The sequence below is a fragment of the Bacillus sp. ISL-47 genome, assembly GCF_018613175.1.
Classification (GTDB): domain Bacteria; phylum Bacillota; class Bacilli; order Bacillales; family Cytobacillaceae; genus Cytobacillus.
This window is the reverse complement of the sequence record NZ_JAGGQS010000027.1, coordinates 16,713-32,186: the sequence shown is the minus strand read 5'-3', so window position 1 is coordinate 32,186 and position 15,474 is coordinate 16,713. Positions and strand designations below refer to the sequence as shown.

Annotated in this window: 18 protein-coding genes; 16 read left to right on the top strand and 2 right to left on the bottom strand. The window is 44.2% G+C overall.

The genetic code is table 11. The annotated features are described in order from the left end of the window. Positions 1-3 precede the first annotated feature (3 nt). Positions 4-966 carry a DMT family transporter gene (locus J7I93_RS10690; RefSeq protein WP_214725849.1) on the bottom strand — a complete coding sequence of 321 codons (963 nt, stop codon included), beginning with the start codon at positions 964-966 and terminating at the stop codon, positions 4-6. A gap of 11 nt (positions 967-977) precedes the next feature. Next, positions 978-1,637, bottom strand: a complete 660-nt coding sequence (locus J7I93_RS10685) for a GntR family transcriptional regulator (protein WP_214725848.1) — start codon at positions 1,635-1,637, stop codon at positions 978-980. Positions 1,638-1,853: 216 nt separating this feature from the next. Between J7I93_RS10685 and prfA the strand changes: the two genes are divergently transcribed. From prfA to upp, 16 genes are all read left to right on the top strand, one after another. Next, the gene (prfA, locus tag J7I93_RS10680; RefSeq protein WP_214725847.1) at positions 1,854-2,927 is read left to right on the top strand and encodes a peptide chain release factor 1; all 1,074 of its coding nucleotides are present in this window, start codon (positions 1,854-1,856) and stop codon (positions 2,925-2,927) included. A gap of 7 nt (positions 2,928-2,934) precedes the next feature. Next, on the top strand, positions 2,935-3,789 hold the full coding sequence (gene prmC / locus J7I93_RS10675) for a peptide chain release factor N(5)-glutamine methyltransferase (protein ID WP_214725867.1): 855 nt from the start codon (positions 2,935-2,937) through the stop codon (positions 3,787-3,789). A gap of 168 nt (positions 3,790-3,957) precedes the next feature. Next, on the top strand, positions 3,958-4,650 hold the full coding sequence (gene spoIIR / locus J7I93_RS10670) for a stage II sporulation protein R (RefSeq protein ID WP_214725846.1): 693 nt from the start codon (positions 3,958-3,960) through the stop codon (positions 4,648-4,650). A 115-nt stretch (positions 4,651-4,765) separates the two neighbouring features. Further along, positions 4,766-5,059, top strand: coding sequence for a hypothetical protein (locus tag J7I93_RS10665; protein WP_214725845.1), 294 nt, complete (start codon positions 4,766-4,768; stop codon positions 5,057-5,059). Between the two features lie 153 nt (positions 5,060-5,212). Further along, complete coding sequence (locus J7I93_RS10660) at positions 5,213-5,596, top strand: KGG domain-containing protein (protein ID WP_214725844.1); 384 nt, start codon at positions 5,213-5,215, stop codon at positions 5,594-5,596. 163 nt (positions 5,597-5,759) lie between these two features. Continuing rightward, entirely contained in the window at positions 5,760-6,206 is a 447-nt protein-coding gene (locus J7I93_RS10655) for a GNAT family N-acetyltransferase (protein ID WP_214725843.1), read from the top strand. A 176-nt stretch (positions 6,207-6,382) separates the two neighbouring features. Continuing rightward, positions 6,383-7,423 (top strand): L-threonylcarbamoyladenylate synthase, encoded by a 1,041-nt coding sequence (locus tag J7I93_RS10650; protein WP_214725842.1) that lies wholly within the window; start codon positions 6,383-6,385, stop codon positions 7,421-7,423. Between the two features lie 244 nt (positions 7,424-7,667). Continuing rightward, complete coding sequence (locus tag J7I93_RS10645) at positions 7,668-8,219, top strand: manganese efflux pump MntP (RefSeq protein ID WP_214725841.1); 552 nt, start codon at positions 7,668-7,670, stop codon at positions 8,217-8,219. 246 nt (positions 8,220-8,465) lie between these two features. Beyond that, positions 8,466-8,915 (top strand): low molecular weight protein arginine phosphatase, encoded by a 450-nt coding sequence (locus J7I93_RS10640; protein ID WP_214725840.1) that lies wholly within the window; start codon positions 8,466-8,468, stop codon positions 8,913-8,915. Between the two features lie 14 nt (positions 8,916-8,929). After that, positions 8,930-10,225: a methyl-accepting chemotaxis protein gene (locus J7I93_RS10635; protein ID WP_214725839.1), complete on the top strand. Its 1,296-nt coding sequence runs from the start codon at positions 8,930-8,932 to the stop codon at positions 10,223-10,225. Positions 10,226-10,367: 142 nt separating this feature from the next. Then, positions 10,368-10,808: a ribose 5-phosphate isomerase B gene (rpiB, locus tag J7I93_RS10630; RefSeq protein WP_214725838.1), complete on the top strand. Its 441-nt coding sequence runs from the start codon at positions 10,368-10,370 to the stop codon at positions 10,806-10,808. A gap of 63 nt (positions 10,809-10,871) precedes the next feature. Further along, positions 10,872-11,435, top strand: a complete 564-nt coding sequence (locus J7I93_RS10625; protein WP_214725866.1) for a TIGR01440 family protein — start codon at positions 10,872-10,874, stop codon at positions 11,433-11,435. A 174-nt stretch (positions 11,436-11,609) separates the two neighbouring features. Further along, a complete protein-coding gene (locus J7I93_RS10620; protein ID WP_214725837.1) occupies positions 11,610-12,143 on the top strand; it encodes a sigma-70 family RNA polymerase sigma factor in 534 nt (177 codons plus the stop codon). Next, the gene (locus tag J7I93_RS10615) at positions 12,136-13,131 is read left to right on the top strand and encodes an anti-sigma factor (RefSeq protein WP_214725836.1); all 996 of its coding nucleotides are present in this window, start codon (positions 12,136-12,138) and stop codon (positions 13,129-13,131) included. The genes J7I93_RS10620 and J7I93_RS10615 overlap by 8 nt, the downstream gene beginning before the upstream one ends. A 221-nt stretch (positions 13,132-13,352) precedes the next feature. Beyond that, a complete protein-coding gene (locus J7I93_RS10610) occupies positions 13,353-14,594 on the top strand; it encodes a serine hydroxymethyltransferase (RefSeq protein ID WP_214725835.1) in 1,242 nt (413 codons plus the stop codon). Between the two features lie 205 nt (positions 14,595-14,799). Beyond that, positions 14,800-15,429 (top strand): uracil phosphoribosyltransferase, encoded by a 630-nt coding sequence (gene upp / locus J7I93_RS10605; RefSeq protein ID WP_110063723.1) that lies wholly within the window; start codon positions 14,800-14,802, stop codon positions 15,427-15,429. Positions 15,430-15,474: the final 45 nt, after the last annotated feature.

The following is a 15,474-nucleotide window of genomic DNA, read 5'->3' as shown; positions in this document are numbered from 1 at the left end:
TTTTTACGCTGCTTTTCTTTTTAAAAGAACTTTGTTAGAGGTTACATAGCTATGAAGAACCATACCGGCAATGACAAGTGCCATACCTGTCAAAGAAACGGCAGAAGGAAGCGGGCTTGCCAGCAGGACCACCTCTCCGGCGACAGCAAAAAGAACCTCAAGAGATTGCGTTGCCTCTACTGCACCTAATTTTTGCATATTGCCTCGAACAAGGTCTGTGGCTGCGAAAAACAATACCGTCGCAAAGACACCGGAAAAAAGGGCGACCAAGCCGGATTGAACCACCTGGCCTGAGCTTGGCATACCGCTTGAAGCCAGACCCACTATGGAAAGAATCAGCCAAAAAGGCAGACTGGCAATGGTCATACCAAGCACCCGCTGGTAAGCATCGAGCCTGTTTTCACAGACGTCCATCATTTTGCGGTTGCCTAAAGGATAGGCGAAGGATGCCAAAATTAATGGGAGTACAACTAACAGGGTTTCGCGCCAGGAAATGGAGGAGGCGTGCTCCCATTGCATGACCGCAACCCCGAGCAGGATAATCATGCTCATCATTAGGCCGCGATAAGGAATCTTGCCCCTTACCCGAACAGTGCCATTTCCTGATTGATACGCAACATAAAAAAGCGGAGCCAGGAGTGAACCGGAAATAATGGTAATCTGCCAGGTGCCGGCAATCAGCCATCCGGGTCCGTAGGCTGCGGCGAAGCATAATGGGGCATAAAACAAGCCAAAGCCTACAAAGCTCCATAATAGCCACTTTCCAGGTGCCTTTTTCATTTCAGCGAAAAGCGGGCGCAAATTTCCCCTAAAAGCTACAATTGCCACAAGCAGGGGAACCATGAAAAAATAGCGGAGCGAGGCGCTCCACAGCCAGCTGCCGCCATCCATCTCCATTGCACGGTTCAGTACGAACGTAAACGCAAAAAAGAATGCGGAGCAAACCCCTAATATAATTGCCTTCAAGCCAGATCACCTCATTTTCCTTTGCTTGTTAAAAGCTTTCCGAGACTCAGCCAGTTTTCCTCAACAAGCCTGGATGCCAAAGCCTCATTTCTATGCCTGCTAACTTCAATAATCTTTTTATGCTGTGTAACGGAACTCAGGCCATTTAAAGAGCCAAACTGAGCGAATTCCAAGCGTTGAATTTTCGGCATGATCCGTTTTAAAGCCGAGATGATCTCTGGATTTGCTGCTGCCTGAAGATATATTTGGTGGAAAGCTTCATCAGCCTGGATTGCGCCAATAATGTCCTGCTGCTTCAAAGCAATTTCCAGTTCTTCGTTGGCTGTTTCCAGCTGCTCAAAATCTCTTTCGGTTAATTGGGGAACGGCGAGCCTGGTGCCCAATGCATGTAAAACAGCTGCAACTGTAAAAGCGTGGCTGGCCTCCTCATCATTTAATGGTGTAACACGTGTGGAGGAGCCAGGAGTTGACTCAACTAGCCCTTCATCCTCAAGCCGTTTCAAAGCTTCCCTGACAGGAGTCCGGCTGATCCCAAAATCTTCAGCAAGTTCCTTGTCATGAAGCCGTGCTCCCGGCTCGAAATCGAGCTGGACAATATTTTTCTTTAGTGTTTCATAAACTTCATCTCTTAGTGACAAACGTTTAATGGGAGTAATTTTTTTATTTTTCATAAAACCAATATATCGGATATCACTAAAATAGGCAATAACTTTTCAGAAAACTCCACTCACTATCCAGACCGCATTCATAATCGCGATTGGTTTTGACTGCAACTATTACCTATACTATAATTAGAATGTTATGGAGTTACGGATGTAAATTTATTATTAAAATATATCCCGCTGGCCAGATTCCGGCGGTTAATGGATAAAATGAGGTGAATGGCTGTGTTTGATCGTCTTCAATCTGTAGAGGACCGTTACGAAAGATTAAATGAGCTTTTGAGCGATCCGGAAATTGTCAATGATCCGAAAAAGCTTCGTGATTATTCAAAGGAACAGTCTGATATTCAGCAAACTGTTGAAACATATCGCGAATATAAAGAAGTGAAAGAGCAATATCAGGATGCGCGTGCCATGCTGGAAGAAAAGCTTGATGCAGAAATGCGCGAAATGGTAAAAGAAGAATTGGATGAGCTTGAGGAAAGAAAAGAGGATCTGGAAGCACGTCTGAAAGTCCTCTTAATTCCTAAAGACCCTAATGATGATAAAAACGTTATTATGGAAATTCGCGGTGCAGCCGGCGGTGACGAAGCTGCTCTATTTGCGGGCGACTTATACCGCATGTACAGCCGCTATGCCGAGACGCAGGGGTGGAAGATCGACGTTATTGAAGCGAGCTCCACAGGTGTCGGCGGATATAAGGAAATTATTTTTATGATCAACGGAAACGGCGCCTATTCAAAACTTAAGTTTGAAAACGGCGCACACCGTGTACAGCGCGTTCCGGAAACGGAATCTGGCGGTCGTATCCATACTTCTACTTCAACGGTTGCCGTTCTTCCTGAAGCAGAAGAAGTTGAAATAGATATTCATGAAAAAGATATCCGTGTTGATACATTTGCATCAAGCGGACCGGGCGGACAAAGTGTTAACACGACCATGTCAGCCGTGCGTTTAACTCACTTGCCGACAGGTACGGTTGTATCCTGCCAGGACGAAAAATCACAGATCAAGAATAAGGAAAAAGCGATGAAGGTACTTCGTGCACGTGTGTATGATAAATTCCAGCAGGAAGCACAGGCGGAATACGATCAGCAGCGTAAATCTGCTGTAGGAACAGGTGACCGTTCTGAGCGTATCCGTACGTACAACTTCCCGCAGAACCGCGTGACTGACCACCGCATCGGCTTAACGATCCAAAAGCTTGATCAAATCCTTCAAGGCAAGCTTGACGAAGTGATTGACGCGCTGATCGTTGAAGAGCAATCTGCAAAGCTGGACAGTGCTTCCAATGAGTAATCAATCCATGAAAGTATACGAAGCCCTCAATTGGGCTTCTTCTTTTTTAAAAAAGGCGAACCGCGATGAAAATGCCGGCGAATTATTATTGCAGCACTTTATGCAGATGGGCAGAGCAAGCTTTTTGGCTAATTTGCGGGAAGATTTGCAGCCCGAGACATTGGACGCTTTCCAGGAGGCTGTACATGCACACGCCGCAGGCCAGCCGGTGCAATATATAATCGGCTCTGAAGAATTTTACGGGCGGACCTTTCTGGTCAACGAGGATGTGCTTATTCCAAGGCCGGAAACGGAAGAGCTTGTTTATCATGCCCTGCAAAGGATTCCGAAGCTGTTTAGCGATGCTGATACACTTGAGTTGGCTGATATCGGGACAGGCAGCGGAGCGATTGCAGTCACGATGAAGCTTGAAAAGCCAGCACTGAACGTAACAGCAACAGATATTTACGGCCCGACACTGCAGCTGGCACAGGAAAATGCCGAGCGAAATGGCGCTGAAATTGAATTTGTGCAGGGGGATCTTCTGCAGCCGCTTATTTCGGAAGAAAAGCGGTTTGATATCATCCTATCAAATCCCCCCTATATTCCAGAGAGGGACGCAGAGTGGATGTCAGATGTGGTCACCAAGCATGAGCCTCACCGCGCACTATTTGCCGGAGAAGATGGTCTCGACCTGTACAGGCGTTTCATGAAGGAGCTGCCTGCCGTTCTAAACAAGCGAGCCATAATCGGCTTCGAAGTAGGCGCCGGCCAAAGTGAAGCCGTCTGTGCACTTCTGCAGCAAACCTTTCCACAAGCAAAAGTAGAAACAGTCTATGACATCAACGGCAAAGACCGCATGGTATTTGCAGAAATAGGATAAAAAGCCGCCAGCTGGCGGCTTTTTTGGTACCAGGTACCACCCGAATTTTGTCGATTTTTATAGGTTGTTAGAGAAAGGAAATGGCAACAGGAATTTTTTTAATTTTAATAGTTTAAGAATCTGGCATCCTGTCCACAATGAGGATAGTGAAGGGATGGTGTCGGAGAGATGAAAACAAAGACGATTGTGAAATTATATGTGTTGATTTTATCCTTGGGAACGATTCTAAGTTTATATATACCGAAAACAGAAGTGACAGCAGATGAGCCGATGGTGATTCCAAGCGAAGCAATTAGGCTTCGGATCCTGGCTAACAGTGATTATGAAGAAGATCAGGATATTAAGAGAAAAGTGAGAGATGCTGTAAATGCAGAGATTACAGAGTGGGTTGCAGAGTTAACATCGATTGAAGTCGCCCGTGATTTGATTCAATCCAGATTGCCAGAGATTCAAAAGATTGCAGAAGAAGTTGTAGAAGAAGAAGGATCTGACCAGAAGGTAAATGCGGATTTTGGAAAAGTAAATTTTCCTACAAAGCTATACGGCCAGTTTTTATATCCTGCAGGCGAGTATGAAGCGATTTTAATTACATTAGGTGAAGGCAAAGGCGCTAACTGGTGGTGTGTGTTATTTCCTCCTCTATGCTTCCTTGATTTTTCAAACGGTGTGGCTGTAAGTGAAGGCTTTGAAGAAGGCGATAAAAAGGGAGAAGTAAAGGCAGAGAAAGAGGTAGCTGCTGCTGCCGCAGACACGAAGAAAGAGGAAAAGGAAGAGGCGGCCCCTGTTTATACAGAAGAAGATGAACAGCCTGTAGAAGTAAAATTCTTTTTAGTAGAAATATGGGAGAAGATCTTCGGATAAAGACTTTGCTTTAGCAGCGAGTCTTTTCTTTTTGGCTGTTTTCTAAAAGATTGTTGTTTTTGAATAGATTTGTGAATAGAACAATAAATAAGGTTGGTTGATTGGAGCGTAAGGTGTGAACTCCTCGAAAATGCTATCGCATTTCCTTCGTGCGGTGTTTATTCAGGAAGCTTATTCAAAGTCCTGCGGGAGTGGGATAGGTGAGACCCCACAGGCGCTGCGCGGCGAGGAGGCTCACCGCCCACCCCGCGGAAAGCGAACATCCTGGAGCGGAAATCAACCTCTCTACAATACTTGGTTAAAAAGCAACAAAGTTTGCGAAAACAGCTTTTCTTTTGGCTATGATAAAGAGCTCAATGTTGTTTTTGCCACACTGTTAATTGGGGTGAAAATCTACAGTGAAGCGTAATAGAGACCTTTTTTAGAATTATTTTAGAAACTGGAAAAAATATTACAATTAAGACAAGCGGTTAACATCTTCTTTTCATGCGTTTGAATCTATCAAAAACGGATATTTAAAGTAATGTAACAACAAAACATAAACAAAAGGAGATGAAAGATAATGGCTAAAAACAACAACAATAATAACAACGATAAAATGTCTCGTGAAGAAAGAGGACGTATGGGCGGAGAAGCAACAAGCCGCAACCATGATAAAGAATTCTATCAGGAAATTGGCTCAAAAGGCGGAGAGGCTACAAGCCAAAACCATGATAAGGACTTCTATCAGGAAATAGGCCAAAAAGGCGGAGAAGCGACAGCTGAAAGCCATGATAGCGACTTCTATCAGGAAATAGGCCAAAAAGGCGGAGAAGCAACAGCTGAAAGCCATGACAAAGAATTCTATCAAGAAATAGGAAGAAAAGGCGGAGAAGCAACAAGTGAAAATCATGACCGGGATTTCTATGAAGAAATCGGCCGTAAAGGCGGCAACTCTAACGACTAATGTTTTACCTGAAAAATTCAATACGATTTTAAAATAAACACGGCAGCAGATTCATAACAGCTGCCGTGTTTTTATTTTATGGTGCAATCTAGTATTTTTCTTGTTCTACTTTTTCTATTTTTTCATATTCATAGAATGACAATAACAAAAATGGGGTGAAGAAATGGAAACAGGCGTAGTACGATGTGCACAAGTAGAAGATGTGGATAGACTGGCGGCATTTTTGGAAGCAGCAAATTTAAGCACGGATGGGATTAAGGATGCGATTGAGTATTTTTTGATTATGGAGAATGATTCGGGGGATATTAAAGCTACCCTGGGAATTGAGCCCCATGGAGAAGTAGGTTTGTTGAGGTCGCTCGTTATGTCAGCTTCGGCATCAGAAAAGGATTTATTCGTACTTTTCGAGCAAATTTTAATGCTGGCCAGGGATCGCAAGCTGCATTCGTTATATCTTGCTTCGAATAAAAGAAACTCACTTGATTTTTTCCATTTGCTTGGATTTAAACAGGAGGAAACAGAGCAGCTGCCAGCAGTTTTGTTTGAATCAGATCACGTAAAACATATTCTGACTGTGGATAACTCTTTCTTTTTAAAATTATCCATGTGAATTGTGGGTATGTTTCCAAAGTTATACACAAAATAGCATTATTTATACACAATTTGTGGATAAAACTTGAGTTATCCTCCATCTTCTACTATACTTTCCAAAGTAATGTTCAAAAAAATGTCGAAAATAAAGGAATTTTGACAGCTAAAAAACATTTTTTATGAAGGTGGATAACAATGATTACAAAAAGATGGTCGGTGGATAACAATGTGGATAAGGGAGAAAGTTACCCACAGCTTTCACAGGCTGCCGATCTTTTAAAAAATAATGAAGTAGTGGCTTTCCCGACTGAAACAGTGTATGGATTAGGCGGGAATGCAAAAGACGATGATGCGGTAAGGAAAATCTTTGGAGCAAAAGGGCGCCCAAGCGATAACCCACTTATTATCCACATTGCTGAAAAAAGCCAGCTGAACGCCTTTGTAGAGGAAATTCCGGAAAAGGCACTGGAGCTAATGGAGAATTTTTGGCCTGGGCCCTTAACACTGATTTTTAATATAAAGGAAGGCGTTCTTTCGGATTTGGCCACAGCCGGGTTATCCACAGTTGCCGTCAGGATGCCAGATCACCCTGTAGCCCTTGCATTATTGGAAAAAACGAGGCTTCCTATTGCAGCTCCAAGTGCGAACCGCTCTGGAAGACCAAGTCCGACGACAGCAGAACATGTTTGGGAAGACCTGAATGGGCGAATTGCAGGTATTGTGGATGGAGGTCCGACAGGTGTAGGTGTCGAATCGACTGTATTGGATTGTACCGGTGAAGTACCAGTCATCTTGAGGCCGGGCGGTATCACAAAGGAACAGCTTGAAGCGGTTGTTGGTGTAGTTACTGTTGATCCCGCATTAGCAGATGAGGGCCAGGCACCGAAATCCCCTGGAATGAAGTACCGTCATTACGCACCGGATGCTCCACTTTATTTAGTAGAAGGAACTCGAGAAGACATCCAGCGGCTTGTTGATGAAAAAAGGCAGGAAGGACTGTCTGTGGGAGTTTTGACAACAGTGGAAAACGAAGGATTTTACCAGGCGGATTATATATTTGCGTGCGGACAGCGGGAAAATCTGGAGACTGTCGCAAGCTCACTATATGAAGCCTTAAGGCACTTTAATAATACGGATGCTGATATTATTTTCAGTGAAATGTTTCCGAACGAAGGCGTAGGACACGCCATCATGAACCGGCTGATGAAAGCAGCTGGGCATCGGGTCATTAGCTGATTATCTAGAGGAAGAGCCGCTTCGGATGGAGACGGCTTTTTTGCTTTGGGCAGGTAAAAAGCCTGCCAGAATAAGTTCAGATAAGGCCGTAGAAAAAGCCTATAATGACAGGCAAGTATAACAGAGCCGAGACGACAGAAGAAAATCAGCCCGGCAAGAAGAGATTTTCCCCAAGAATAGAATGGCATTCTAAAACCGTTTGGACGTGCATATGCTGAATTAGCAAGTCCAAGGGGGCGGAAAAATGTCAGCTATGATAGGAGAAATACTAACACTGGCTTTAATGGCATTCGCATTGGGGATGGATGCCTTTTCGGTCGGCCTGGGTATGGGGATGTACAGACTCAGCCTTAGGCAGATAATAAAAATCGGGGTTACAATCGGACTTTTCCATGTATGGATGCCCTTGCTCGGAATGATTGCAGGCAGATTCCTTTCAAATACATTCGGAGCGATCGCCGGCTATGTTGGCGGCGGTTTGCTCCTTTTATTAGGCGTGCAAATGATTTGGTCAAGCTTCAGGGAAGATGAGGATAGCCTGATTACACCGGTAGGTCTGGGCCTGCTGCTGTTTGCGCTGAGCGTTAGCCTGGATAGCTTCTCTGTCGGGCTCAGTCTCGGAATCTATGGAGCGAAAACCCTCCTGGTCCTAACCTTCTTCGGAATCGGTGCAACCGCCCTAACTTGGGCTGGCCTCCTCACCGGCAGAAAAGTCCAGGGCTGGATGGGCTCCTACAGCGAAGCCCTCGGCGGTGCCATCCTGCTCGCGTTCGGGGTGAAGCTTTTATTTTTATAGAAGGTACCAGGTACCACCCGAATTTTGTCGAATACTTAAGCAGCCGGCCTTATCCGGGTTTAAATGTTAATAATTTGTGAAAAATGAAAAGGGTGCCTGTCACCCTTTTTCTTTTTTTGCCCGGTTGCTATATGTGCTGTGGGGAATTTATCTTATAATGGAAGAAAAGTACAGATGTATTATTTTTCCGCTTAAATAATAAATGATTGTGGATTTAAACCGATATAAATAAGGAGGAACCGATCTGTGACGAATGTATTGTTTGTTTGTACAGGAAATACTTGCAGAAGCCCAATGGCAGAGGCCATTTTAAAAAGCAAGGCATTGCCTGGGGTTGAGGTTAAATCGGCGGGAGTGTTTGCAGCTGATGGAAGCGATGCTTCTGCACACACGAAAAAGGTGCTTGAAGAACAGGGAATCCCGTTTGCGCACAAATCTTCCGGCATGACCGATGCTTTAGTGGATTGGGCCACCTATATTTTAACGATGACGTCAGGCCATAAAGGTACGGTTCTTGCTATGTTTCCTGGTGCAGCCGGAAAAACCTATACGCTAAAAGAATTTGCGGGCCAGGATGGAGCAGGCGATATTATCGACCCTTATGGCGGGCCTGTTGAGATTTATAGAAGTACCTTCGAAGATATGACAGAAAGTATTGCTCGGATTTTAAACCGCTTTAAAAAAGAGAAAGAATAATCAGGGGGCACATAATGGGGGAGAAAAAGGGTTATAAATTTGGCCTGAGGAAGAAGCTCGTTTTATTTATCACTTCATTGGCCATTATTACATACACAACAAGTGCTATTTTTCTTTATGTATTATTTCCTAGCATTAAAGATTCGCTTCCATTCGGAGAAGTCGTTTTTAGTATTTTAACCTTAAGTATGGGGGTTATCTGGTCAGGAATATTAGCCTTCTTTGCAGCAGGGTTTATCATCAAGCCTTTGCAGAAGCTTGAAAAAACCGCTTTAATGGCTGCCGAGGGGGATATTCGTGCAGATGCCGAGCTTTCCAAATCAGATGATGAGATCCGTTCACTGGGCATTGCCTTTAACCATATGCTTTTCAGTTTAAGAGATATGGTCCAGAAAATTGATGAAAACTTTAAAGAAACAAATGATAAAGTGATTGCGATTTCAACGGAATCATCGGTTGCTGCGGAACAGGCAGATTCGATCGCCAGAACCATCAGCGAGATATCCCTGGGTGCGGATAATTCAGCCGTTTCGATCCAGTCAACCGCAGAATCAATGGAGGATGTCATCCGCATTGCTGAAGAGGTGCAGGATAAAGCGAGAGTTTCCGAGACTGTTTCCGGGGAAATGGTCCAGGATCTGATCGAGTCGAAGAAAGTCATTCATTCTCTCATTTCAGGAATTGAAAAATTGGCGCAGGATAATGAAGAGTCCCTGCAAACGGTTAAGCGTCTTGAAGAAAATGCGGTTAAGGTGGAGCGGATTATCCAGCTTGTTGGCGATATTGCCGCGCAGACAAATCTCCTCGCATTAAATGCATCCATTGAGGCTGCCCGTGCCGGTGATCATGGAAGAGGGTTTGCAGTCGTAGCTGAAGAAGTTCGGAAGCTGGCTGACGAAAGTGCCCAGGCAGTTCAGGGAATTTCGGAATTGATTAAAAACATACAGGAAGAAGTCTGCAATGTGGTGAAGCAAATTTCACTGCAAGTAGAAACAGCAAATAATGAAGTGAAAAAAGGAACCCAGACAAATGAAGTAATTGAGGAAATGGCCAAAACGGTGAATGAGATGGCCGCTTCTGTTTCTGCCATTTCCGGCCTGGTAGACAATCAAATGGAGGGCATTCAGCATACCTCAACCCAATCTCAGGAGGTTGCGGCAATAGCTGAAGAAACTTCTGCCGGGGCCCAGGAGGTTGCTGCGGCCACCCAACAGCAAACCGCTGTGATGGCAAATGTGGAAAAATTGGCGTTTGAACTAAAAGAGCAAGCCGAAAAATTAAACTGTACGATCACAAAATTTAAGCTTTAATTTCCTAAGAAGGAGCTTCCTTATTGAGGCTCTCTTTTATCTTAAACATGTGCTCACTTTCTTTATAATTTCCTGCTTTTATGTCAAAATAAGAGAAGGATTTTAATATAAATGCGCGCTTTTCCAAACAGGAGGGTTTCAGATGAAAATTGCAATTGCATCAGACCATGGCGGAATTAATCTCCGCGAAGAAATCAAAAGCTTAATGGATGAAATGGGTATTGAATATGAAGATTTCGGCTGTGACTGCGAAACGTCAGTAGATTATCCGGATTACGCACTTCCGGTAGCTGAAAAGGTAGCCAACGGCGAATTTGAAAAAGCCATTTTAATCTGCGGCACTGGCATTGGCATGAGTATTTCTGCGAATAAAGTAAAAGGAATTCGCTGTGCACTTGTCCATGATGTTTTCAGTGCAAAAGCAACTCGTGAGCATAATGACAGCAATATTCTTGCGATGGGTGAACGCGTCATTGGACCTGGACTGGCACGTGAGATTGCAAAAGTATGGCTTTCAACGGATTTTGAAGGCGGACGCCATGAAAACCGTGTAGGGAAAATTACAGCATACGAAACAAAATAAAGCTTAAATTCATATAAAGTATTATAAATAAAGCTTCCGAAAGGGTGGGCTTTTTTGACAGATATGATTGAACAATGGGAAAAAGAGCTGGATGCCATCATTAATGAATTTAGCGAACAGGTTCCTCTAAATGAACGTCATATCCTTGTAGTGGGGTGCAGCACAAGTGAGGTGGCCGGCAAGCGCATTGGTACGGCCGGCACTGAGCAAGTAGCAGACATGATCTTCGCACGGATGGACAAGCTGCGTAAAGATACTGGAGTGTCTCTGGCATTTCAATGCTGTGAACATTTGAACCGTGCTCTGGTCGTCGAACGGGAAACCGCCGATGCGAAAAACCTGGATGAAGTGACCGTCATCCCCCACCGCACGGCCGGCGGTGCGATGGCAACATATGCCTATGAACACTTTCGTGACCCGGTTATGGTGGAGTTTATTAAGGCGGATGCCGGCATCGATATCGGTGACACGCTGATCGGCATGCACTTAAAGCATGTAGCCGTCCCGATCCGGACTTTACAAAAATCGATCGGAAATGCCCACGTTACCATGGCCAAAACAAGACCAAAACTAATCGGCGGAGCCAGGGCGATCTACGAACCAAAACCCGAAAACGAATCATGCTAATTGAAGTCCCTTCTGATGAGGGGCTTTTTTTATTAAAGTCAGCTGGTACCAGGTACCTATACCAGTTGGCTGAAGTGGTACAGGTACCTGGTACCTTTTTGAAAAAAAGCTGTAACATTTATCAGAGCTGCACGTTTTACTGATGTAGGTTCTGAAGAGAGGGGGAGGGGAACGTTGAAGGAGAACCGGCGGGAACGGCTGGATGATTTGTATCGGCATTATGCCAGGCCGCTTTATTACTATTTATATAAAATGTCCGGTTCCAGGGAAACAGCGGAGGATTTAACGCAGGAAACTTTCGTGAGAGCAACTGTTTCTCTCTCTTTCTATCAGCAGGAGGATGTGCGGGCGTGGCTTTTTAAAGTAGCGAGGAATGCCTATTTGGATGAATGGAGGAAGAGGCAGAGAAGAAAAAAGATTCCTTTTGCCGATTATCTATTTTCCAAAGATGAAATGACGAGTCCATATGGTTTGCCGGAGGATTCAGCATTACAGAAAGAAACAAAGGAGAAGGTTGAGGACCTGCTGGGCTGCTTGCCGGAGCAGTACCGCTCTGTCTTATATTTAAGAGAGTATGAATCATTTAGCTATAGCGAAATAGAAGAGGCACTGGATTTGTCTGAAAATCAGGTAAAGGTGACACTGCATAGGGCGCGGAAAAAGCTGGCGCAGATAGCCGATAGTCAATGGAGGGAGAAAGATGAGTGATTGGAACAAAGACCGCGAAAAGAAAATCATGACAAAGTACCGCTTTACGTTAACGATGAGGGTCTTAAGGGTCTTGGCTGCCTGCCTGCTGCTTTTCTGGGTCTATATGATGGCTGTGAATATCATATCGGATGCCTTTCATACCGAAAGGAAACATGCCTTTTACAGCAAGCTGGCACTTGATTGGAAACACCCGAACCTTCATGAGAATTTTGGCGGTTTCACAAACAAGGAGGTAACCGCTTTTCTGACTCATAAAATTTCATATCCTATCACACGAAAGGTTGGGCAGGATTTTCAGGCGGTTGGAGAGGTCCAGATTGAGAAAAGGCTGTTTAATGCTTATTCAACCTTTAATATTCAGAGGTTTGAGCCTGGCCATGAAAGCATTTATCGTTTTTCTCTGCCTGAAAATCCGAATACCGGGGCAACACTAACAGCCAATGAGGATCCAAAAGTGTGGACCCCTCTATCCAAAATTCATGAAGGTACCGTGGGGGAATTAGCGTTTTCTACAAAATCGTATATGAAACCGGAAGAGCTGATGGAAATGCTGAAGCCCTATGACCTCGAAGTTCTCTGGATGCCATTATATACAGGTGAACTGAAGGAATTCCAGATCGGCTATGGCAGCGGTGGAGACTCCATTGAATTAGCCTCTATTTATGGACTAACAGGCGCCAGGGAAGCTGGGGATGATTATATGTCAGAATCAAAGTTGTCTCTGACAGAGGAATTTATGGATGAAAATAAAGCAACCATGCTTAAACAGATGGAAAATCTATTAGAAAATAAATCACAAAGCTATTATGAAAATTTCCTGGGGCTCGATCACCTAGAAGAACGCCATAAATATCTCAAAGAAAATGGCTTTAAAGTATACGGTGCTGTCGTAACCGGTCCAGTAAAGGAATTATTAAAGCTTAAAGAAGAAGAACAAATCCGCTCTCCTTACCTTGGCGAACTGGATTACTGGAACTGGGAATAACAGGATGGTACCAGGTACCTATACCACTTTTACGAACTGGTACAGGTACCTGTCACTTTTTTAGAAAACATGCTAAAATAAAAAAGAATTTTCACAAAAGAACGATACATAGAAATGTGTAAGGGTCTTGGCAGGCGCTGGAGCTGGAGTTCAGTCCAGGTCTGGAAGGTAAATAGACTTCTTACCGACAAAAAGTGTGTTGAGGAAAAGGGAGGATTCTTATGAAGCATTTAGCACAGCAGGATGAGCAGGTTTTCAAGTCGATTCAAGATGAGTTGGGACGCCAGAGATCAAAGATTGAATTAATCGCTTCTGAAAACTTTGTCAGTGAAGCGGTAATGGAAGCGCAGGGTTCCGTTTTAACGAATAAATATGCTGAGGGCTATCCTGGCCGACGTTATTATGGCGGATGTGAGCATGTGGATGTGGTAGAAGATTTGGCACGCGACCGCGCGAAGCAAATTTTCGGAGCAGAGCATGTGAATGTGCAGCCGCATTCAGGCGCACAGGCCAATATGGCTGTTTATTTCACTGTATTAGAGCAGGGTGACACTGTTCTGGGTATGAATCTTTCCCATGGGGGACATTTAACACACGGTAGCCCTGTTAACTTCAGCGGTGTTCAGTATAATTTCGTGGAGTATGGTGTGGATGAAGAAAATCATCGCATCAACTATGAGGATGTGCTTGAAAAAGCCCGCCAGCATAAGCCGAAATTAATTGTAGCAGGTGCAAGTGCCTATCCGCGTGAAATTGATTTCAAACGTTTCCGTGAAATTGCGGATGAAGTAGGCGCGATGCTAATGGTTGATATGGCTCATATCGCAGGCCTTGTAGCAGCTGGGCTTCATCAGAATCCGGTTCCGTTTGCGGACTTTGTTACAACCACTACTCATAAAACATTGCGCGGACCACGAGGCGGTATGATTCTTTGTAAAGAAGAATATGCAAAGAAGATTGATAAATCCATTTTCCCTGGCATCCAGGGCGGTCCTTTAATGCATGTTATTGCTGCCAAAGCGGTTGCTTTCGGCGAAGCGCTTCAGGATGATTTCAAAACATATGCTGAAAATATCATTTCCAATGCGAAGAAGCTTGCTGAAGCATTGCAAAGTGAAGGAATTGACCTTGTTTCCGGAGGCACAGACAACCACTTATTACTAGTTGACCTTCGTTCCCTTGGCTTAACTGGTAAGATTGCAGAAAAGGTGCTTGATGAGGTCGGCATTACGGTCAACAAAAATACCATTCCTTTCGATCCTGAAAGCCCATTCGTAACAAGCGGTGTCCGCATTGGGACAGCGGCCGTTACTTCCCGCGGCTTCGGTGAAAAGGAGATGGAAGAAATCGCGTCCATCATTGCCTTCACATTAAAAAATCACGAAGATGAAGGAAAGCTTCAAGAAGCAGCTCAGCGCGTTGAGTCTTTAACAAGCAGCTTCACTTTATATCCTGAAAAATAGAAGCAAACTTACGAAAGTTATAAAAAAAGCAGCCGGTCTCATTGCTGGGACCGGCTTTTGCATGCGAAAAATAAAAATAGGGAATCTTAGAAAAATGACTTTTCTTTTACAAAAGCGAATCATGGTTGCCGATGGAATTGTTTTTCTGTAAAATTAGACGAAGTGTGGTTCGACTCATTCTGCATATTGAAAAGGAGAGATACTCATGGCAAAGGTTTACGTTTTTGACCATCCATTAATTCAGCATAAGCTTACATACATTCGTGAAAAAAGTACGGGAACAAAGGAATTCCGCGAGCTAGTCGACGAAGTGGCAACACTTATGGCATTTGAAATTACTCGTGATATGCCTTTGGAGGAAATCGAAATTGAAACACCTGTTAGCCTGACAAAATCCAACGTATTATCAGGGAAGAAGATTGGAATTATCCCGATTTTACGTGCGGGTATCGGCATGGTCGACGGCATCCTGAAGCTGATCCCAGCTGCAAAGGTAGGTCACATTGGCTTATACCGCGATCCGGAAACATTGCAGCCGGTTGAATACTATGTAAAGCTTCCAAGTGATGTGGAAGAAAGAGACTTTATCGTAGTAGATCCAATGCTTGCAACAGGCGGTTCAGCTGTTGAGGCGATCCACTCTCTTAAAAAGCGCGGCGGCAAAAATATTAAATTCATGTGCCTGATTGCAGCTCCAGAAGGAGTAGAGGCAGTAAAAGAAGCACACCCTGACGTGGACATCTATATTGCAGCTTTAGATGAAAAGCTGAACGAAAAGGGCTATATTGTCCCTGGACTTGGAGATGCAGGCGACCGCTTATTCGGTACGAAGTAATCTAGCGGGCAATAGTCGGACAAAAAGATCTAATATCTTTTAAAA